Source organism: Pseudarthrobacter sp. C1 (genome assembly GCF_034720455.1).
In the GTDB taxonomy this organism is placed as follows: Bacteria; Actinomycetota; Actinomycetes; order Actinomycetales; family Micrococcaceae; genus Arthrobacter.
In genome coordinates this window covers 179,286-197,670 of record NZ_JAYESK010000008.1, presented here as the reverse complement: position 1 = coordinate 197,670, position 18,385 = coordinate 179,286, and the positions used below count along the sequence as shown (strand labels likewise).

Sequence of the window (18,385 nt, the reverse complement as noted above, 5' to 3'; positions counted from 1 at the left end):
CGGACTGAAGCGGGGCACGGGTAATGGCGAAACGCGGAAAACCGGGGGGCCGCGGCAGCCGTCCGGCGGCGGGCGTGGTGGAAGTGCCGAAGGGGACCCGTCCGAACGGTCCGGTGGAGGGTGTCTACTACATCGACACCGGGGACTGCGAGCTGATCGCGGACCAGGACAACTCCACCGGCTGGCTCCTGAAGATCAACGGCGTCATGAGCTCGCACATCGACCTGGCGGACCCGCTGTTCCTGGACTTCGAGTACATGCGCTGGATGGCCGCGCTGATCGAGTCCCGCTGGCCGCCGTCGGGCGCTTCCTCCGGCGGCGTGCAGAAACGTGAGGCCCCAAAGCTGCGCGGCCTGCACCTGGGCGGCGGCGCCTGCTCGCTGGCCCGCTATTTCCATGCCGTCTACCCGGACGCCCGGCAGGTGGTGGTGGAGCTGGACGGCAAGCTGGCCGGGTACGTGCGCGGCTGGTTCGACCTGCCCAAGGCGCCGCTGCTGCGGATCCGCGTTGGGGAGGCCCGGGAAGTCACCGAAACCTTGACGGCGGATACCCGCGACTTCATCATCCGGGATGTTTTCGCCGGGGCCGTGACCCCGCGCCCCCTGACCACTGCCGAGTTCAACCAGCACATTAAGCGCGTCCTGGCGCCCGGCGGGCTGTATGTGGTGAACTCCGGCGACGCCCCGGACCTGAAAAACGCCCGGGAGGATGCCGCCACCATCGCGGCCTCCTTCAAGCACACCGTCATCATCGCGGACCCGGCCATGCTCAAGGGCCGGCGCTACGGCAACATGGTGATGGCCGGCAGCGATACACCGCTCGGCGACGATCCGAAGCTGGCCCGGCGGCTCCTGGGCGGTGCCGTCCCGGCGCACCTGTGGGATGACGCGCAGGTCAGGGCCTTCGCGGCCGGAGCCCCGGTCCGCCACGACCCGCCCGCCCCGTCCAGTGCTCCGTAAACGCCGTTTTGAGGCCTGAAAACGGCAGCTACGGAGCAATGGAGGAGGGTTTGCCCCGGCCCAGCAGCTTTTCCCGGTGCGCGGCCACCTGTTCCCGGAGCGCCTGGACTACTGCCGCCACCGCAGGCCTGCGCAGCGAGTCCGGCCGAAGCACCATCCAGTAGGGGAGCAGTTCGGCGATTTCGGTGGGCAGGAGGCGGACCAGGTCGTCGTGGAGGTCGCCCATGAAGCAGGGCAGGAATCCGATCCCGGCTCCGGCCCGGGTTGCCTCCACGTGGACAAAGACGTTGGTGGACGTCACGCCGTCGCGCATCCCGGGCACCAGCCGGCGCGGCGCGTCGAGGTCGTCCACCTGCAGCATCGAATCCACGAAATAGACCAGCGGGTGCTCGTTGAGTTCGGCCACGCTGGCCGGGGTTCCGTGCTCGGCGAGGTAGGCCCGCGAGGCGTACATCCCCAGCATGTACTCGCCCAGCCGCACCGCTTCGGCCCGGTGCACCTGCGGTTCGCCGACCACTACTTCAATGTCCAGCCCCGAGCGCTGCTGCAGCGCCCGCCTGGTCATGGTCACCACCTCTACACACAGCCCCGGGTGGTTCCGCCGCAGCCGCGCCACGGCAGGAGCAGCGATGTAGGCGCTGAACCCGTCCGTCGCGGTCATGCGTACGACGCCGGTAATAGGGTCCGGTTCCTTGCCGGCAGGTCCCAGCGAACCCATCGCCGCCTCCACCTGTTCAGCTACCTGCACCGCCCGGGTGCCCAGGTCGGTCAGTTCCCAGCCGCCCGCTGCCCGTGCCAGCACCCTGCCGCCCAGCGACTTCTCCAGAGCGGCTATCCGGCGGGACACGGTGGTGTGGTTCAGTCCCAAGGATTGTGCCGCCGTCGTGAATTTCGCTGACCGTGAGACGGCCAGCAGGACCAGCAAGTCGTCCGGATTAGTTTCCATATCTGCAATTCTGCACACAAAGGGTGCCTGTTTGGCCATTGAATCGGAAAGTTTCTGCGGCAATACTCATCTGAGCCCATTGAGTGCTGTGGATCACAGCGCGTGTCGACGTGGACACTAAGGAGAAAACATATGAGCGTAGGACAGCGCTCTGCATCATCGGCCGAGGCCGCCCCTAAGGGCGCCGGCCTCAAGAAGATCGTCGCAGCCTCCATGGTTGGCACCGTCGTGGAATGGTACGAGTTCTTCCTATACGCCACCGCAGCAACCCTCGTGTTCGGCAAGTACTTCTTCCCTGCAACCGGCAACGAGCTGGACGGCATCATCCAGGCCTTCATCACCTACGCCGTGGGCTTCGTCGCCCGCCCGCTCGGCGGCATCGTCTTTGGCCAGATCGGCGACAAGCTGGGCCGCAAGCCCACCCTGCAGCTCACCATCGTGATCATCGGTGTGTCCACCTTCCTGATGGGCTGCCTCCCGGGCTTCGCCGAGATCGGGTACCTCGCACCGGCGCTGCTGGTGTTCCTCCGTTTTATCCAGGGCTTCGCGCTGGGCGGCGAATGGGGTGGCGCCGTGCTTCTCGTCGCCGAGCACAGCCCCAACAAGTCCCGCGGTTTCTGGTCCAGCTGGCCCCAGTCCGCCGTTCCGGTGGGCAACCTGCTGGCCACCCTGGTGCTGTACATCATGTCCTCCACCCTCAGCCAGGAGGCATTCCTGGGCTGGGGCTGGCGGGTGGCCTTCTGGCTCTCGGCCGTGATCGTCTTCGTCGGCTACTACATCCGCACCCACGTCACTGAAGCGCCCATCTTCCTGAAGGCCAAGGAACTGGTGGAGCAGGAGCAGGCCGTCAGCTACGGCGTCTTTGAGGTGGTCCGCAAGTACCCCAAGGGCATCCTGCAGGCCATGGGGCTGCGCTTCGCGGAGAACATCATGTACTACCTGGTGGTCAGCTTCGCGATCGTCTACCTCAAGAGCGTCCACAAATACGACACTTCCTCGCTCCTGTTCGCCCTGCTGATTGCCCACGTCATCCACTTCCTGGTGATCCCGCAGGTGGGACGGCTTGTGGACAGTTGGGGCCGGAAGCCGGTCTACCTCATCGGTGCCATCGCCGGCGCCACCTGGCCCTTCTTCGCCTTCCCCATGTTCGACACGAAGAATGCGGTGATCATTGTGCTCGCGGTGACCATCGGCCTGTGCCTGCACGCGTTCATGTATGCCGGGCAGCCCGCCATCATGGCCGAGCTCTTCCCAACCCGGATGCGCTACGCAGGGGTGTCGCTGGGCTCGCAGGTCACCTCGATCGTCGCCGGCTCGCTGGCCCCGCTCCTGGCCACCCAGTGGCTTAAGGACACCGGCTCATGGGTTCCCACCGCCATCTACCTGCTGGTGGCATGCGCCGTCACCATCGTGGCGGTGTTGAGCCTCAAGGAAACCAAGGGCATAGCCCTTGAGGACGTGGACAGGGCCGACGCCGAACGCGAAGGCCTGGCGGTAGCAGCCGCCACGCGCTGAGCTGCTTGGGTTTGGCCTGCTCCGGTGCTGCCGGAGCAGGCCGGTTCGTTGACAATTTTTGAACTGGAAGGCTGGGTTAATGGAAAACACGCTGAACGGCCGCAAGGCACTGGTTACCGGTGGAGCAGGCGGCATCGGCGCTGCCAGTGTCCGCGCCCTCGCCGCGCGGGGGGCCAAAGTGGTGATCGCGGACGTAGATGAGGAGGCTGCGGCAGCACTCGCGGACGAGGTGGGGGGCACCTCCTGGGCCGTGGACCTGCTGGACGTGGATGCCCTCTCGGCCCTCAGCCTGGACTGCGACATCCTGGTGAACAACGCAGGAATCCAGCGCATCAGCCCCATCGAGGAGTTTGAGCCGGCCGACTTCCGCCGTCTCGTCACCCTCATGCTTGAGGCGCCGTTCCTGCTGATCCGTGCGGCACTGCCGCACATGTATGCCAACAACTTCGGCCGGATCATCAATCTTTCTTCGGTACATGGAATCCGGGCGTCCCCGTTCAAGAGCGCATACGTTTCGGCCAAGCACGGGCTGGAAGGGCTGAGCAAGGTGACGGCGCTCGAGGGCGGGGCACACGGCGTCACCTCCAACTGCATCAACCCGGGCTACGTGCGCACGCCCCTGGTGGAGTCGCAGATAGCAGACCAGGCCAAGGTCCACGGCATCCCCGAAGCCGAGGTGCTGGCGAAAATCATGCTGACCGAGTCCGCCATCAAGCGTCTCGTGGAGCCGGAAGAAGTGGCCTCCCTGGTCGCTTGGCTGGCGTCCGACCACGCCGGAATGGTGACCGGCGCCAGCTACACCATGGATGGCGGCTGGTCGGCGCGCTAGCAGGGCTCTGTTTGGCACCCAAAAAGCTGGGCCGGCCCGCGGGGCTAGTCCAGCTTTTTGAGCTGCCGGTGGTCGTAGAAGAACACGCCGTGGACGGTGTCCACACCCACGGAAGTGCCCTGCAGGAACACCACCAATCCCTCGCGGCGCCCCTTGAAGGGGTCGTCCGCCACTACGGCATCACCGATTTTGTAGGGAGACCGGGGGGCGAAGGACCTTGTAATCCGGTTCCATGCCTGCACCAGCACGTGGCCCAGGCTGACGGGCTGGCCCAGGCTGGACGGGTCCCGGACAACGGTTTTGACCATGCGTACCACTCCTCGAAAGCGGCAGAGGCCGCTCACCCGCGGTGCAGGTTGCCGGAACGCTCCCAGCAGAGGGCGGCCCTCCCATTCCGGCTAAGCACCTTACGCCTAAGCTAGGCGCTATTCACATCAGTCACACCAGTAACAAGTACTCATTTCCTGGCGGCGCCGACACTTGCCTTCGGATCCCCTGGTTCAACGTTGGCCGTTGACGATGTCGTCCGCGTTCTCGAAGGCCCACGCCACCAGCGGAACCAGCAGGGCACTCAATTCGTAGCCGCGTTCGGTGAGGCTGTAGTCCACCCGCGGCGGAATGACCGGCTGCGCCTCCCGGCGGACCAGGCCGTCCCGCTCCAGCGTCTTAAGCGTCTGGGCCAGCATCTTCTCGCTGATTCCCTCGGCCCGGCGCCGCAGGTCGCTCCACCGCTGCTCACCCTCGGACAGGGCGAGCAGGATAAGGACGCCCCACTTGCTGGTGATGTGGTCCAGCACTGTCCTGCTGGGACAACCCGCCGGGAAGACGCCGTCGGCAAGGGCCACGGGAAGGGGCGCCGCCTGCACGGCGGTCCTGGCGGTACTAACTTTCATGTCAGTACCTTACCTTAAAGTGCGTACTCTCTTTCGGGAAGTATTCCGGAGTGGGTGTGGTTGTGAACCATGGCAGACACCCCATCGGAAGGAATTTTCATGAGCATCGTCATCACCGGAGCAACGGGCCAGCTGGGCCGCCACGTCGTCGAAGCACTGCTGGAGCGCAACGTTCCCGCGGAGGACATCGTGGCTGCGGGCCGTTCCGTGGAAAAGCTGGCCGGCTTCGCCGAGAGGGGCGTTCGGGTTAAGGCCATGGACTACGCAGATGCCCGTTCAGTGGCGGCAGCCCTGAAAGGCGCCCGGAAGGTGCTCCTCATCTCCGGCAGCGAGGTGGGCCAGCGGGTGGAGCAGCACCGCACAGTGATCGAGGCGGCTAAGGCAGAGGGCGTTGAGCTGCTGGCCTACACCAGCATCGCCAATGCCGACACCACCGGCATGAGGCTGGCGGCTGAGCACCAGGCCACGGAAGCTATTTTGCGGGAGTCCGGCGTTCCTTTCGTCCTCCTGCGCAACGGCTGGTACCTGGAGAACTACACGGACCAGCTGCCCGGCACGCTGGCACAGGGTGGCCTGGCCGGCAGCGCCGGAGACGGCAGGGTCAGCGCAGCGTCCCGCGTTGATTATGCCCACGCCGCTGCTGCTGTGCTCGTCGCCGAAGACCAGGCGGGCAGGATCTACGAACTGGGCGGTGACAACGCCTTCAGCATGGCGGACCTTGCAGCCGAAATCACCGCTGCCACCGGCAAGGCCATCATCTACCAGGACCTTCCCGCGCCGGAATACGCCGGAATGCTGGCCGGGTTCGGAGTGCCGGAAGCATTCGCGGACATCCTGGCCGATTCCGATCTCGGCATTGCCCGGGGCGACCTCCTTGTCAGCACCGGGGATCTGCGCAGGCTGATCGGCCGCCCGGCAACGTCGCTGTCCGAGGCTGTGCGCGCGGCCGCTGCGGCTGCCTGACCCCATCCCCCGCGCAGCCCCGACGCTCTCTCACTTAACGCGCTATTTGGGTCAACGCTCTCTCACTTAACGCGCACTTTGGGCCAACGCCCTCTCACTTTCCTCAAGCGAGTGAGCGAGCGTTGGGTCATAACCGGCATTAAGTGAGAGAGCGTCGGGTGGGCGTTGGGCCTGGAGGTTCTTTGCTTTAGGGGCCTGTGGTGACCACCGGGAGCGGCGAGGTTTCGTCCACAAGCTTCGCCCGCCGTCGTCCGTCACCCCTTACCCACAGCCGGTACGCCAGGACCAGCAGCGCCAGCCAGGTCCCGCCTACGTAGAGCGCGATGCGCGAGTCCTCGAACGCACCCAGGACGGCGATCACCAGCGCCATAAAGGCGATGGTGAGAAGGGAGGCGGCGGGCCACCACGGCGAAGGGAATTCCGACGGCGGCAGGCCAGCCCGCGCGATTTCCCGCTTCATGGCGACGTGCGAGGCGAGGATCATCACCCACACCCAGACGGTGGCGAAGGTGGCGATGGAGGCAATGAGGACAAAAACGTTTTCCGGGATGACGGCGTTGAGGACCACGCCCACCAGGAGGATCGCGGCCATGATCACCACCGTCATCCAAGGGACGCCGTGCCTGGACACTTTGCCGAAGGCGGAGGGAGCGTGGCCTTGGCGGGACAGGCCGAAGAGGATGCGACCGGCGCCGAAGATGTCGCTGTTGATGGCGGACAGCGCCGCGGTGATCACCACGGCGTTGAGGATGTGCGGTGCCGCCGGGATGCCCAGCCCGCTGAAGATCTGGACGAAGGGGCTGCCATTGCTGCCAATCCCGTCCCAAGGGAAGAGGCTCATGAGTACCGTCAGCGTCAGGACGTAGAACAGCAGGACGCGCACCGGAACAGTATTGACGGCCTTGGGGATGACCTGTTTGGGGTTGGCCGCCTCTCCGGCTGTGATGCCGAGCGTCTCGATACCACCGAACGCAAACATCACGACGGCGAAGGATGCGAGCAGCCCCTCAAAGCCGAACGGGAAGAATCCCCCGTGCTCTACAAGGTTCCCGAGGCCCGGCGCAACAGTTGAGCCTCCGGCCTGGAAGCCGAAAACGATGATGGCCGCACCGCCGGCGATCATGGCGATGATGGCCGCCACCTTGACCAGCGAGAACCAGAACTCCAGCTCGCCGAAGACCTTGACGCTGAGCAGGTTGAGCCCGGCGAGGAAAAGGATGATGGCCAGGATCCAGATCCAGCGTTCAACCAGGGGGAACCAGAAGCCCATGTAGATACTGAATGCGGTGACGTCGGCGATGGCCACGATCGCCATTTCGAAGACGTAGGTCCAGCCGGTCACAAAGCCGGCCAGCGGGCCTAGGTAGCGGCTGGCGTACTGGCCGAACGAGCCGGAGACGGGATGCCGCACGGCCATCTCGCCGAGGGCCCGCATCACCATGAACACCGCCGCGCCGCCGATGATGTAGGCCAGCAGGACGGCAGGGCCGGCTTTTTGGATGGCCGAGGCCGAACCGTAGAAAAGGCCCGTGCCGATCGCCGAGCCCAGCGCCATGAACCGGATGTGGCGCACGTTCAGGCCCCGATTGAGGACGCTTCCGACGGCGGATCTTGCGGTGTGCTGTGCGGCCGGACTTTCGTTCCGGGTTGGGCTTGGTGCTTGTTGCATGCGAATAACCTTCTCGTCATTGGGAGGGGAACCGCTAACCAGCAGACCACTTTGCCGGGCGACGTGATGAGCCTCACGGGGCCTCGGTGTCTTTCATTCCAGATTGGACGGGTCGCTGCCTTTCGGTTTCGGATGGCGCGGGCCATGGACGGGTTATCCACATACGCATGGATACTGGATGATCCTCGCAGGCCCCTCCGGGACGCTGGAGGCATGGGAAGCAAAGCAGACTGGGAAACGGAACACAGAAAAGCTCTCGAGGCAATCCTCCGGGCACTCTATGGTGCCTTGGTGCGGGATGCCGCAGCAGAAAATAGTCCGCCATCGGCCTATGGTCGTACCGTGGATGCGGTTGCCAGGAAGGGCTTTAACTTGGCCCAGCTCGCAGAGTATGTACGCATTCAAGCCAGGATCGAGGCTGTGAAGGTCACGCTCTACGCAGGATATCCGGGTACCCCGGATCCGGTCCCTCCAGCGCCTTCATCGCCGGGGAATGGCCACACTTCAGGGCTCGAAGGTGAGCCCGCGCTCGGCGGCGGCCGCCTCAAGGATCCGGACGGCCTTCGGGCCGATGCCGTGCATTGCCAGCAGCTCCAGGCGGCCCAACGAGGCGGCCTCGGCCAGTGAAGTGACGCCCGCCCGCATCAGGGCACTGTTGGCGGGCCGGCCAACAGGGGGCAGGCCCCCGGCCTGGGCAGGAACATCCCGCGTGCTCATGCCTGCCTCGCCGCGGTTTCGATGGCTGCGCAGTGGGCGGCCCATTCCTCCGGGCTGCGCCTGGTGAGGTTCGGATCCCCTGGACGCTGCCCCGCCCTGCCGTCGATGAGTTCTCGCAGGATGTCTGCATGGCCCAGGTGATGGGCACGTTCGGCAACCATATGGACCAGGATCTGGTGCAGGGTGACGTTGCGCCGCTCCTCAGGCCACCATGGAACTGCTCCGGGGGCGTCAGCGGGCAATGCTTCGATGGTCGCGTCGCTGTGTGCCGCGGCGAAGTGGTGCAGTTCGATGATGTCCGCTCGGGACTCGTCAGCGGTCGCCCACATGTCCGAATCCGGTGCGGCGCCGTCGTCCAGCCATGGGAGGTGCCTCCCGCTGGGGCGGCCGAACACCACGCCGAAATAGTCCACCTCCACGCTGGCCACATGTTTGACCAGGCCGAGCAGGTTGGTGCCGGTTGGCGTCAGTGGCCGGCGGACGTCGTATTCACTCAGGCCATCCAGCTTGCCGAGCAGGTTGTCACGCCTGACCCGGAGGTAGTGGTGAAGGGTCTCTTTTTCATCCATGACGGGACTCTACCCAACTGCAACGGCTCCAGCGGCTTCGTTCGGGGTCGTGGACGGCCTAAGGCCCAGCGCAGGGCAGCAAGGTTGATGGACGGGCGGCAACTGTCCGGTATACCAGACATATTGGGCGCGTTCCTCCGTGTGACGAGCCCCCCGGTGGCGCAAGCTTAAGTACGGGATCCCGGATATCGCCGGGCTTTACCGAGGGGCGATGAGGAGGACCGGTGTTAATTACCGAACCAGGGCCGCAGGCCGGCAGCGGGATGAAAGCTGCGCCAAGGGCGGCCTCAAAGGTGACGTCCAAGGTCCCTGCCGCCGAAAACACGCTGCGCATCCTCAAACTGCTGGCTTCGCGGCGGGGGCCGATGGCGGCGTCGCAGATCGCTTCATCCCTGGGCCTGCCGCGCTCCAGTGTCTACCACCTGCTGGGCGTAATGGAGGCGAACGGTTTTGTGCTCCACCTGCATGAGGAACAGCGCTACGGGTTGGGCATCAGCGCCTTTGAACTCAGTTCCGCTTACTCCAGGCAGGAGCCACTGTCGAGGCTGGGCCGTCCGCTGCTTGCCTCCCTCGTGGATGCGGTTGGCGAGAGTTCCCACCTGGCCGTGCTTCATGGCCGGGACGTGCTGTACATCGTGGAGGAGAGGGCCAAAAACCGCCCCTCCCTGGTGACGGACGTCGGCGTCCGGCTTCCCAGCCACCTCACCGCCAGCGGCCGTGCCATCCTTGCGGCGCTGCCCAAGTCCCAGGTGCGAGCGCTGTACCCCAATGCCGCGGCCTTTACCGCCAGGCATGAGGTGGAAGGCGCCATCATGAAGTACTCGGCACTGTCCTCCCACCTGGACCAGGTCAGGCAGCGCGGCTACGCCACCGAACACGGCGAGGTCACGCCCGGTTTCGGCTCCATCGCCGCCGCGGTCACGGACCACCTGGGATGGCCGACGGCGGCAGTCGCCGTGACGTTCCTCGAGGACAAGGTGCCGGCGGAGCAGTGGCCGGTGCTGGCCGCGCGCGTCCAGAAGGTGGCCGACGAACTCTCGGTCCGGCTCCACGGCCGCCCCGCAAAGTAGCCCGGCGCCGGGAGGGGAACAGGTCTGGAATCCCGGACAGCACCCCCTCGAAAGCCCTGTCCGGGCCGTCACGGACGGGCTTTAGTTGATACAGAACCTCTTCGCATCACCGCGAACACCACACTCGCCCTACACACGAAGGAGCCACCATGGCACCCGCCGATTTCACCACCGGTGCCCGCCCGGTCAAAGCTGCCCGCGGCACCGTGCTCACCGCCAAGTCCTGGCAGACGGAGGCCCCGCTGCGCATGCTGATGAACAACCTGGACCCCGAAGTGGCCGAACGCCCCGATGACCTGGTGGTCTACGGCGGCACGGGCCGGGCCGTCCGGTCCTGGGCAGCGTTCGACGCCATCACCCGCACCCTGGAAACCATGGAAAAGGACGAGACCCTCCTGGTCCAGTCCGGCAAGCCGGTGGGTGTCTTCCGCACCAACGAGTGGGCCCCCCGCGTCCTGCTGGCCAACTCCAACCTGGTGGGTGACTGGGCCAACTGGCCCGAATTCCGCCGGCTCGAGGCCGAGGGCCTGATGATGTACGGCCAGATGACCGCCGGGTCCTGGATCTACATCGGCACCCAGGGCATCCTGCAGGGCACGTTCGAGACCTTCGCAGCCGTTGCCCGGAAACTCGCCGGGGATGAGAACGGCACCCTCGCCGGGACCCTGACCTTGACCGGCGGCTGCGGCGGCATGGGCGGCGCCCAGCCGCTCGCCGTCACCCTGAACGAGGGCGCCTGCCTGATTGTCGACGTCGATGAGACCCGCCTGCGCCGCCGCGCCGGCAAGCGCTACCTCGACGAGGTGGAAACAGACCTCGACGCCGCCATCGCCAAGGTCCTGGCGGCCAAGGAAGAGCGCCGCGGCTGGTCCGTGGGCTACGTGGGCAACGCCGCCGAAGTGTTCCCCGAAATCCTGCGCCGCCACAACGCCGGCGAGCTCACCGTCGACATCGTCACCGACCAGACCTCGGCGCACGACCCGTTGAGCTACCTCCCAGAGGGCATCACCGTTGAGGAATGGCACCGCGAAGCCGCGGCTGACCCGGAGGGATTCACCAAGAAAGCCCAGACCTCGATGGCCAAGCACGTCCAGGCCATGGTCGAGTTCCAGGACGCAGGCGCCGAGGTCTTCGACTACGGCAACTCCATCCGCGACGAAGCCCGCAAGGGCGGGTACACCCGCGCCTTCGAATTCCCCGGCTTCGTCCCGGCCTACATCCGCCCGCTGTTCTGCGAGGGCCTCGGCCCGTTCCGCTGGGTTGCCCTGTCCGGCGACCCCGAAGACATCCGCGTCACGGACGAAGCCATCAAGGAACTGTTCCCGGAGAACAAGCACCTGCACCGCTGGATCGACGCCGCCGCGGAGCGCGTCGAGTTCGAAGGCCTGCCGGCCCGGATCTGCTGGCTCGGCTACGGCGACCGCGCCAAGGCCGGCCTGCTCTTCAACCAGCTCGTGAAGGACGGCAAGGTCAAGGCCCCCATCGTCATCGGCCGCGACCACCTCGACTCCGGCTCCGTCGCCTCGCCGTACCGCGAGACCGAGTCCATGGCCGACGGTTCCGACGCGATCGCTGACTGGCCGCTGCTCAATGCCCTGCTCAACACCGCTTCCGGCGCCACCTGGGTCTCAATCCACCACGGCGGAGGGGTAGGCATCGGCCGCTCGATCCATGCCGGCCAGGTCTCCGTCGCCGACGGCACCGACCTCGCCGCGCAGAAGCTCGAACGCCTCCTCACCAACGACCCCGGCATGGGCGTCATCCGCCACGCCGACGCCGGCTACGACCGCGCCGTCGACGTCGCCAGGGAACGCGGCGTCCGCATCCCCATGAACGAGACACACTAACCAACCCCACATCGATTGCTCCGTACCTGTCGTTTAGAGCCCGCAATACGACAGGTACGGAGCAATCGATCACCCGCAGAAGTAGGAACCATGACCGCAATAACCCACGAACCGCTGACCGTCACCCTCGGGTCCAGCGGCGTTACGCCCGAGGACGTGCTCGCCGTCGCGCGCCACAACGCGAAGGTGACCATCTCCCCGGACGCCCTGGACACGGTGGCAAAAGTCCGCGCCCACATCGACGAGCTCGCAGCCAGCGACGTCCCGGCCTACGGAATTTCCACCGGCTTTGGTGCCCTGGCCAACCGGCACATCCCGAATGAGCTGCGCACCCAGCTGCAGAAGAGCCTGATCCGCAGCCACGCAGCCGGCATGGGGCCGGCAGTGGAGCGCGAAGTGGTGCGCGGCATCATGTTCCTGCGAGCCAAGACCCTGGCGTCCGGCCGCACCGGCGTCCGGCCCGTGGTCCTGCAGACCATGGTGGACGTGCTCAACGCCGGCATCACGCCGCTGGTCCGCGAGTTCGGCTCGCTCGGCTGCTCGGGCGACCTCGCACCGCTGTCCCACTGCGCCCTGGTGCTCATGGGCGAGGGCGAGGCGGAAGGACCCGACGGCGTGACGTACGGCGGCCGCGGCGAACAGCCTGTCGCGGTACTACTTGCAGAACACGGCATCGAACCGGTCACCCTCGCCGAAAAGGAAGGCCTGGCCCTGGTCAACGGCACCGAAGGCATGCTGGGCATGCTCCTCATGGCCATCGCGGACCTTCGCCAGCTGCTGACGACGGCGGACATCACCGCGGCGATGAGCGTCGAGGCACTGCTGGGCACCGACCAGGTGTTCCTGCCGGAGCTGCACGCCGCGCTTCGTCCGCATCCGGGGCAGGCCGCCAGCGCCGACAACATGCTGCGTGTCCTGTCCGGTTCCCCCATCGTCGCTTCCCACAAGGTTGGCGACAACAGGGTCCAGGACGCCTACTCGCTCCGCTGCGCCCCGCAGGTTGCCGGCGCCGTAAGGGACACAGTGGACCACGCGGCCCTGGTGGCGTCCCGCGAACTGGCGGCCGCCATCGACAACCCTGTGGTGCTGCCTGACGGAACGGTCAGCTCCAACGGCAACTTCCATGGTGCGCCGGTGGCCTACGTGTTGGACTTCCTGGCCATCGCCGTCGCGGACCTGAGCTCCATCGCGGAACGCCGGACGGACAGGATGCTGGATCCGGCCCGCTCCCACGGCCTGCCGGCCTTCCTTGCGGCCGACCCCGGCGTGGACTCAGGGCTGATGATTGCCCAGTACACCCAGGCCGGCCTGGTCTCGGACAACAAGCGGCTTGCTGTTCCCGCCTCCGTGGATTCCATCCCCAGTTCCGCCATGCAGGAAGACCACGTCTCGATGGGCTGGCACGCCGCACGCAAGCTGCGGAAGGCGGTGGAGAACCTGCGCCGGGTCCTCGCCATCGAGCTGGTGACGTCGGCACGCGCCCTGGACATCCGCAGCCGGCTCTCCGGTGGGGTCCTGACGCCGGGGCCGGCGGGCGTCGCCGTCGTCTCCGCTTTGCGCGGCGTGGTGGACGGGCCGGGGACGGACCGCTTCCTGTCACCCGAGCTCGAGGCTGCCGACAGGCTGGTGGCCTCGGGCGAGGTGCGCAGGGCGGCCGAATCCGCCGTCGGCATCCTCGCCTGAATCCGAAGAATCTTCAGGGCGTGCGCACTCTGCGTCCACTTGGTGGAATTTCATCCGACACGTTCCACCGCGGGGCGCCGAGTGTAGTAGAACTGAAGATGTAGTGAAAGTCACATCAAAGAGGCTGTGGCGCAGAACGTATACAAAGGGGTAGAAGTTCAAATGAAAGCTCGTGGGGCAGTCTTATCAAGGCGAAACGCCCATTCCGCCGCTGTTTCCGACTGGAGGACCCTCAAGGCCGGGGACCACGTGGAGATCATCAAGCATGCGCACGTGGTTGCCGCCGGGGAGGTGGAGGAGGTGTCCCAGAGCGGAAACGTTCTGTGGCTGGTGCCGGCCGGTCCGTCGGAGAAGCAGCTCTTCCTCAAATCCGACGGCGTGCAGGTGCGCCGCGGCTAGCGGCCCCAGGAAGCACAACAACAGAAATCCCCGCCTACTGCTTGCGCAGGGCGGGGATTTCTTTTGTCCGGGGCATGCCCCGGCAGGATTGCCGGTCAGGCGGCGATGGCCTCGTAGGTTTCGCCGAACGGTACCGATTCGTCCAGGGCTACGGTGTAGCGGCCCGGATGCAGCCGGGTGACCAGGATGCCGCAGGAGGCTTCCTGCGCGGCGACCTCGATCAGCTCGGACACTGCCTCTTCCAGGCCGGCGTGGACTTCGCGCGCGTTGGAAAACTCCAGGTCGATGGACCTGGCTGCCGAGGCGTCGGCGCGGGAGGAAACGGCGGGGACGCGTTCCAGGGTGGCTGTAGTCATTGGGAGTACTTTCTGTGTTTCATGCCTAAGGGCCCTGCCATTCTACCGGCTGCTCCCGCAAAATGTCAGATGACTGCTCTTTGGCTGTCCCGCTTGCCCCCGTTTTCACCGCTGGGAACGCATCACCGCGGCAGCGTTAACCGGCCTTCACCGCCAGGACCGGGCAGTCGGCCTCCAGCAGGATCCGCTGCGACACGCTGCCCATGATGAGCTTGCCCACCGGCGTCCGCCGGCGCAGTCCGATCACGATCAGTTCGGCATTGTGTTCCTCGGCGGCGTCCAGGACTTCGGCCGCGGCGTCGTGGCCGCGGACCGGCTGCTTGATCACGTGCTGGATGCCCTGGATGGCCAGGCGGTCCTCGATGCTTTGGATCTCCGGCTCCTGGGCATACCGGTTGTCCACCAGCGCGTCGCCTTTGGACGAGTTGATGACCAGCAGCGTGGTGTTGCCCTTCCGGGCTTCGGCAATGGCCTGGGTCAGGGCAGCTTCACCCTCGGGGGTTGGGACGTATCCCACCACGATCGTCATGGTATCTCCTTGTGTTTGCAGGATGCGGGGTTAGGGTGCCGGCGGGGACTAGTCGCTGGTGTCTGCTGCGCCGGAATTGGCGGGAACCAGTGAACGGCCCGCCGGGCGGTTCCGCCGCACCAGTTTGTAGAGCAGCGGCCAGAGCAGGATCAGCCCCACAATGACGTAAATCACGACGGCGATCGGCTCGCTGAAGAGCCCTGCCGGGTCGCCTGCGCTGAGCTGCAGGGTCTTGCGGAGCTGGCCTTCGATGCGCGGCCCCAGGATCACGCCGAGGATGAGCGGCAGCACCGGCAGCCCGAACCGGCGCATCATGAACCCGAGGGCGCCGAGCACCAGCAGGATCACCAGGTCGAACGCCTGCAGGTTCACCGAGTAGGCGCCGAGCGTGGCAAAGAAGAGGATGCCCGCGTACAGGTACGGCCGGGGGAGCTGCAGGAGCTTGGCCCACAGGGGTGCCAGCGGCAGGTTGATCAGCAGTAGCAGCAGGTTGCCGATGAAGAGGCTTGCGATCAGCGCCCACACCAGCGGTCCCTGGCTGGAAAACAGCTGCGGACCCGGCTGGATGCCGTACGAGGTGAAGGCTGCGAGCATGACGGCGGCCGTGGCGTTGGTGGGCAGGCCCAGGGCCAGCATGGGCGTCAGGGTGCCGGCGGCGGCAGCGTTGTTGGCTGCTTCCGGCCCGGCGACGCCCTCGATGGCGCCCTTGCCGAACTCTTCCGGGTGCTTGGTGAGGCGCTTCTCGGTGACGTAGGAAAGGAACGTGGGAATCTCGGCGCCGCCGGCGGGGAGGGCGCCGAACGGGAAGCCGAAGGCGGTCCCGCGCAGCCACGGCTTCCAGGAACGGCTCCAGTCCTTCTTGCCCATCCAGGGCCGGCCCACCGGGATCACATGCAGCGGAGTGCGGCGCAGGTGGGCGGCAACCCACAGGGCTTCGCCCACGGCAAAGATGGCCACGGCCACCACCACGATGTCCAGGCCGTCCGCGAGCAGCGGCTGGCCGAAGGTCAGGCGGCGCTGGCCGGTGACCGAGTCCATGCCCACCAGGCCGATGGCCAGGCCAAGTGCCAGCGAGGCGAAGCCGCGGAGCCGCGACGAACCCAGGACCGCGGTGACGGCCAGCAGGGCCAAAACCATGATGGCGAAGTAGCTGGGCGCACCCAGGCTCACGGCGAACTTCACCACGATCGGTGCGCAGACGGCCAGCAGCGCGGTGCCGATGGTGCCCGCAACGAACGAGCCGATCGCCGCCGTCGCAAGCGCCTGCGCCGCCCGGCCCGCCTTGGCCATCTTGTTGCCCTCGATGGCGGTGACCACGGAGGACGATTCGCCGGGGGTGTTGAGGAGGATCGACGTGGTGGAACCGCCGTACATGCCGCCGTAGTAGATGCCGGCGAACATGATGAAGGCGCTGGTGGGCTCAAGGGCGTAGGTGACGGGCAGGAGCAGGGCCACGGTCATGGCCGGGCCGAGCCCGGGGAGGACGCCGACGGCGGTGCCCAGGATCACGCCGATCACGGCGTAGAGGAAATTCATGGGGGTGAGGGCGGTGGCGAAACCGTCCATCAGTGAGGACCAGACGTCCATCAGAGGATTCCTTCCAGGAGTCCGGCGGGCAGGGCGATGCCGAGGCCGAGGTAGAAGCCGTAGAAGGTCAGCAGGGACAGGGCTACGGAGATGAGCCCGTCGCGGATGTAGTGCCGGCTGCCCAGTGCCAAAACGCTGCCCCAGAACAGGACGGTGCCGGAGATGACCCAGCCGGCCCAGTCGATGAGCAGGATGTTCAGGATGAAGGCTCCTGCCAGGGGCAGGATGGTTTTCCAGTCGGCGGGGTGGGTGAGGTCAACATCCTCGCCGCCTTCCGCCTCGCCCTGGCCGCCCCGCATCACGTTGATGGCCAGCAGGACAGCGCATGCCACCAGCAGGCCGGCCACGATGTACGGAACTGTTTTGGGACCCACGGGGTCCGACTGGGAGTACGGGGTCACCAGGCCGTTGGCGTCCAGGAAGACAAGGACGCCGGCCGCGCCGAGCAGGAGGGAAACTCCCAGCTCGGCGCGGCCCTTAAGGCCTGTGGTCAGCGAGGTCACGCCAACCCAAGCTTGGTGAGGACGTCCGCCACCCGCTTGTCCTGCTCGGTAAGGAACGTTTCGAACTTCTCGCCGGTGATGAAGGCGTCCGTCCAGCTGTGGGTCTTCAGCGCTTCCTTCCAGCCCTCGGTCGCGTGCATCTTCTCAAGGGCGGCGATCAGGGATGCCTTGTCCTTGTCGCTGATGCCCGGAGGGGCCACGATGCCGCGCCAGTTGGTGAACACCAGGTCGATGCCTGATTCCTTCAGCGTCGGGGCGTCGACGCCCTCGAGCCGCTTTTCGCCGCTGGTGGCCAGGACCCGGACTTCACCGGACTGGATCTGCTGCAGGTATTCGCCGGCGCCGGAGGCTGCAAAGCCAAGCTTGTTGCCCAGGATGGCGGGCAGGAGGTCCCCGCCGCCGTCGTAGGAAACGAAGTTCACCTTGGTGGCGTCAATGCCCACGGCGCCTGCAAGCTGCATGGGCAGCAGGTGGTCCGGGCCGCCCGGTGAGGAGCCGCCGCCTACGGAGATGGAGCCCGGGTCAGCCTTCCAGGCCTTCACCAGGTCGTCGATGGTCTTGTACGGGGAATCCTTGCTGACCATGATGGCGCCGGGCTCTTCGATGAGCCGTGCAAGCGGGGTGGTGTCGGTCAGCTTGGACTCGGACTTGTTGGTGTAGCTGGCGCCCACCACGCCAAGGCCCATGAGCATGGCGAGGTCGCCGTTGCCCTTTTCGTTGACAACGCGGGCCAGGCCCACGGTGCCGCCGGCACCGGCGAGGTTGAAGACCTCTGTGTTGGTGGAGATCTTCTCGTCGTCGAGGACCTTGGCTGCGGCGCGTGCAGTAGTGTCGTAGCCGCCGCCCGGGGTGTTGGGGACCATGATCTGCAGTCCGGTGATGGGCCCGGCAGCAGCGCCGGAGCTTTCCGAACCGGTGGAGCTCTTGCCGGTGGCACCGCAGCCGGTGGCCATCAGGGCGATGCCGGCAGCGACGGCGGCGACTCGCAATGCGCGGATCTGGCGCATGGTGTTCCTCTTCTCAGTAATGCAATTCTCTACAGGATGATCAGCGGACCTGATCTGTGCTTCCGATGCTAGGGCCCGCCGTGACGGACCTCACTCTTGTGTACGCAGAGAAAGTTAAGTTCATTGCGTTCACGTTTCCGGCGCCCCACCGGACAACCACCTCGGCGCCGTACACGGCCCCCGCCGGCGCCTCCCGCCGAAGCCAGGGCGCCGGTGGGATATAGTTCCCGTTACTGCCGCAGGGCCGGCCCGCGCGCCAGGAACAGGCACGGCGCCGGGAACACGCACGGCACCAGGAACAGGCATCAAGAAACAAAAGGAACCCCCGCAGTGACTCGACGAAG

19 protein-coding genes are annotated in these 18,385 nt (G+C 66.2%); 8 read left to right on the top strand and 11 right to left on the bottom strand.

What is annotated here, in order from left to right; translation table 11 throughout:
* The first annotated feature begins 23 nt into the window (after positions 1–23).
* Positions 24–959 (top strand): fused MFS/spermidine synthase, encoded by a 936-nt coding sequence (locus tag U7114_RS14810; RefSeq protein ID WP_323057777.1) that lies wholly within the window; start codon positions 24–26, stop codon positions 957–959.
* A gap of 28 nt (positions 960–987) precedes the next feature.
* Here U7114_RS14810 and U7114_RS14805 read toward each other — a convergent pair whose 3' ends face one another.
* The gene (locus tag U7114_RS14805) at positions 988–1,905 is read right to left on the bottom strand and encodes a LysR family transcriptional regulator (RefSeq protein WP_321215189.1); all 918 of its coding nucleotides are present in this window, start codon (positions 1,903–1,905) and stop codon (positions 988–990) included.
* A 132-nt stretch (positions 1,906–2,037) separates the two neighbouring features.
* Here U7114_RS14805 and U7114_RS14800 point away from each other — a divergent pair, with 132 nt between their 5' ends.
* Both U7114_RS14800 and U7114_RS14795 read left to right on the top strand, forming a co-directional pair.
* Positions 2,038–3,420 (top strand): MFS transporter, encoded by a 1,383-nt coding sequence (locus U7114_RS14800; protein ID WP_323057776.1) that lies wholly within the window; start codon positions 2,038–2,040, stop codon positions 3,418–3,420.
* Positions 3,421–3,499: 79 nt separating this feature from the next.
* The gene (locus U7114_RS14795) at positions 3,500–4,249 is read left to right on the top strand and encodes a 3-hydroxybutyrate dehydrogenase (protein WP_157239474.1); all 750 of its coding nucleotides are present in this window, start codon (positions 3,500–3,502) and stop codon (positions 4,247–4,249) included.
* A gap of 44 nt (positions 4,250–4,293) precedes the next feature.
* Here U7114_RS14795 and U7114_RS14790 read toward each other — a convergent pair whose 3' ends face one another.
* Positions 4,294–4,557: a hypothetical protein gene (locus U7114_RS14790; RefSeq protein WP_323057775.1), complete on the bottom strand. Its 264-nt coding sequence runs from the start codon at positions 4,555–4,557 to the stop codon at positions 4,294–4,296.
* A 192-nt stretch (positions 4,558–4,749) separates the two neighbouring features.
* Positions 4,750–5,142, bottom strand: a complete 393-nt coding sequence (locus U7114_RS14785) for a helix-turn-helix domain-containing protein (RefSeq protein ID WP_323057774.1) — start codon at positions 5,140–5,142, stop codon at positions 4,750–4,752.
* A gap of 99 nt (positions 5,143–5,241) precedes the next feature.
* On the opposite strand from U7114_RS14785, the gene U7114_RS14780 reads away from it, so the two are divergent.
* Positions 5,242–6,105 (top strand): SDR family oxidoreductase, encoded by an 864-nt coding sequence (locus tag U7114_RS14780; protein WP_323057773.1) that lies wholly within the window; start codon positions 5,242–5,244, stop codon positions 6,103–6,105.
* Between the two features lie 187 nt (positions 6,106–6,292).
* Here the strand turns inward: U7114_RS14780 and U7114_RS14775 are convergent, their stop codons facing one another.
* The 3 genes from U7114_RS14775 to U7114_RS14765 all read right to left on the bottom strand — a co-directional run bounded on the left by U7114_RS14775 (position 6,293) and on the right by U7114_RS14765 (position 9,060).
* Positions 6,293–7,774: an amino acid permease gene (locus tag U7114_RS14775; RefSeq protein WP_323057772.1), complete on the bottom strand. Its 1,482-nt coding sequence runs from the start codon at positions 7,772–7,774 to the stop codon at positions 6,293–6,295.
* A gap of 504 nt (positions 7,775–8,278) precedes the next feature.
* On the bottom strand, positions 8,279–8,491 hold the full coding sequence (locus U7114_RS14770) for a hypothetical protein (RefSeq protein WP_323057771.1): 213 nt from the start codon (positions 8,489–8,491) through the stop codon (positions 8,279–8,281).
* Positions 8,488–9,060 (bottom strand): DinB family protein, encoded by a 573-nt coding sequence (locus U7114_RS14765; RefSeq protein WP_323057770.1) that lies wholly within the window; start codon positions 9,058–9,060, stop codon positions 8,488–8,490. Before U7114_RS14765 ends, U7114_RS14770 begins: the two co-directional genes overlap by 4 nt.
* A 263-nt stretch (positions 9,061–9,323) precedes the next feature.
* On the opposite strand from U7114_RS14765, the gene U7114_RS14760 reads away from it, so the two are divergent.
* The 4 genes from U7114_RS14760 (at position 9,324) to U7114_RS14745 (ending at position 14,059) form a co-directional block, all read left to right on the top strand.
* The gene (locus U7114_RS14760; RefSeq protein ID WP_157242748.1) at positions 9,324–10,130 is read left to right on the top strand and encodes an IclR family transcriptional regulator; all 807 of its coding nucleotides are present in this window, start codon (positions 9,324–9,326) and stop codon (positions 10,128–10,130) included.
* A gap of 149 nt (positions 10,131–10,279) precedes the next feature.
* Positions 10,280–11,977, top strand: coding sequence for a urocanate hydratase (locus tag U7114_RS14755; protein ID WP_323057769.1), 1,698 nt, complete (start codon positions 10,280–10,282; stop codon positions 11,975–11,977).
* Positions 11,978–12,067: 90 nt separating this feature from the next.
* Positions 12,068–13,660: a histidine ammonia-lyase gene (gene hutH / locus U7114_RS14750; protein WP_323057768.1), complete on the top strand. Its 1,593-nt coding sequence runs from the start codon at positions 12,068–12,070 to the stop codon at positions 13,658–13,660.
* A 162-nt stretch (positions 13,661–13,822) separates the two neighbouring features.
* Entirely contained in the window at positions 13,823–14,059 is a 237-nt protein-coding gene (locus U7114_RS14745; RefSeq protein WP_157239457.1) for a hypothetical protein, read from the top strand.
* 95 nt (positions 14,060–14,154) lie between these two features.
* Here the strand turns inward: U7114_RS14745 and U7114_RS14740 are convergent, their stop codons facing one another.
* The 5 genes from U7114_RS14740 to U7114_RS14720 all read right to left on the bottom strand — a co-directional run bounded on the left by U7114_RS14740 (position 14,155) and on the right by U7114_RS14720 (position 18,041).
* Positions 14,155–14,415: a hypothetical protein gene (locus U7114_RS14740; protein WP_323057767.1), complete on the bottom strand. Its 261-nt coding sequence runs from the start codon at positions 14,413–14,415 to the stop codon at positions 14,155–14,157.
* A gap of 136 nt (positions 14,416–14,551) precedes the next feature.
* The gene (locus tag U7114_RS14735; RefSeq protein ID WP_157239454.1) at positions 14,552–14,944 is read right to left on the bottom strand and encodes a universal stress protein; all 393 of its coding nucleotides are present in this window, start codon (positions 14,942–14,944) and stop codon (positions 14,552–14,554) included.
* Positions 14,945–14,992: 48 nt separating this feature from the next.
* A complete protein-coding gene (locus tag U7114_RS14730; protein WP_157239452.1) occupies positions 14,993–16,531 on the bottom strand; it encodes a tripartite tricarboxylate transporter permease in 1,539 nt (512 codons plus the stop codon).
* Positions 16,531–17,034 carry a tripartite tricarboxylate transporter TctB family protein gene (locus tag U7114_RS14725; RefSeq protein WP_321215197.1) on the bottom strand — a complete coding sequence of 168 codons (504 nt, stop codon included), beginning with the start codon at positions 17,032–17,034 and terminating at the stop codon, positions 16,531–16,533. The genes U7114_RS14730 and U7114_RS14725 overlap by 1 nt, the downstream gene beginning before the upstream one ends.
* Complete coding sequence (locus U7114_RS14720; RefSeq protein WP_323057766.1) at positions 17,031–18,041, bottom strand: Bug family tripartite tricarboxylate transporter substrate binding protein; 1,011 nt, start codon at positions 18,039–18,041, stop codon at positions 17,031–17,033. Before U7114_RS14720 ends, U7114_RS14725 begins: the two co-directional genes overlap by 4 nt.
* Between the last annotated feature and the right edge of the window lie 344 nt (positions 18,042–18,385).

Excerpts from the sequence above, each read along its gene's own strand:
- U7114_RS14810 (WP_323057777.1), top strand. The coding sequence starts at position 24 with ATGGCGAAACGCGGAAAACCGGGGGGCCGCGGCAGCCGTCCGGCGGCG.
- U7114_RS14805 (WP_321215189.1), bottom strand. The coding sequence starts at position 1,905 with ATGGAAACTAATCCGGACGACTTGCTGGTCCTGCTGGCCGTCTCACGG.
- U7114_RS14800 (WP_323057776.1), top strand. The coding sequence starts at position 2,038 with ATGAGCGTAGGACAGCGCTCTGCATCATCGGCCGAGGCCGCCCCTAAG.
- U7114_RS14795 (WP_157239474.1), top strand. The coding sequence starts at position 3,500 with ATGGAAAACACGCTGAACGGCCGCAAGGCACTGGTTACCGGTGGAGCA.
- U7114_RS14790 (WP_323057775.1), bottom strand. The coding sequence starts at position 4,557 with ATGGTCAAAACCGTTGTCCGGGACCCGTCCAGCCTGGGCCAGCCCGTC.
- U7114_RS14785 (WP_323057774.1), bottom strand. The coding sequence starts at position 5,142 with ATGAAAGTTAGTACCGCCAGGACCGCCGTGCAGGCGGCGCCCCTTCCC.
- U7114_RS14780 (WP_323057773.1), top strand. The coding sequence starts at position 5,242 with ATGAGCATCGTCATCACCGGAGCAACGGGCCAGCTGGGCCGCCACGTC.
- U7114_RS14775 (WP_323057772.1), bottom strand. The coding sequence starts at position 7,774 with ATGCAACAAGCACCAAGCCCAACCCGGAACGAAAGTCCGGCCGCACAG.
- U7114_RS14770 (WP_323057771.1), bottom strand. The coding sequence starts at position 8,491 with ATGAGCACGCGGGATGTTCCTGCCCAGGCCGGGGGCCTGCCCCCTGTT.
- U7114_RS14765 (WP_323057770.1), bottom strand. The coding sequence starts at position 9,060 with ATGGATGAAAAAGAGACCCTTCACCACTACCTCCGGGTCAGGCGTGAC.
- U7114_RS14760 (WP_157242748.1), top strand. The coding sequence starts at position 9,324 with ATGAAAGCTGCGCCAAGGGCGGCCTCAAAGGTGACGTCCAAGGTCCCT.
- U7114_RS14755 (WP_323057769.1), top strand. The coding sequence starts at position 10,280 with ATGGCACCCGCCGATTTCACCACCGGTGCCCGCCCGGTCAAAGCTGCC.
- hutH (WP_323057768.1), top strand. The coding sequence starts at position 12,068 with ATGACCGCAATAACCCACGAACCGCTGACCGTCACCCTCGGGTCCAGC.
- U7114_RS14745 (WP_157239457.1), top strand. The coding sequence starts at position 13,823 with ATGAAAGCTCGTGGGGCAGTCTTATCAAGGCGAAACGCCCATTCCGCC.
- U7114_RS14740 (WP_323057767.1), bottom strand. The coding sequence starts at position 14,415 with ATGACTACAGCCACCCTGGAACGCGTCCCCGCCGTTTCCTCCCGCGCC.
- U7114_RS14735 (WP_157239454.1), bottom strand. The coding sequence starts at position 14,944 with ATGACGATCGTGGTGGGATACGTCCCAACCCCCGAGGGTGAAGCTGCC.
- U7114_RS14730 (WP_157239452.1), bottom strand. The coding sequence starts at position 16,531 with ATGGACGTCTGGTCCTCACTGATGGACGGTTTCGCCACCGCCCTCACC.
- U7114_RS14720 (WP_323057766.1), bottom strand. The coding sequence starts at position 18,041 with ATGCGCCAGATCCGCGCATTGCGAGTCGCCGCCGTCGCTGCCGGCATC.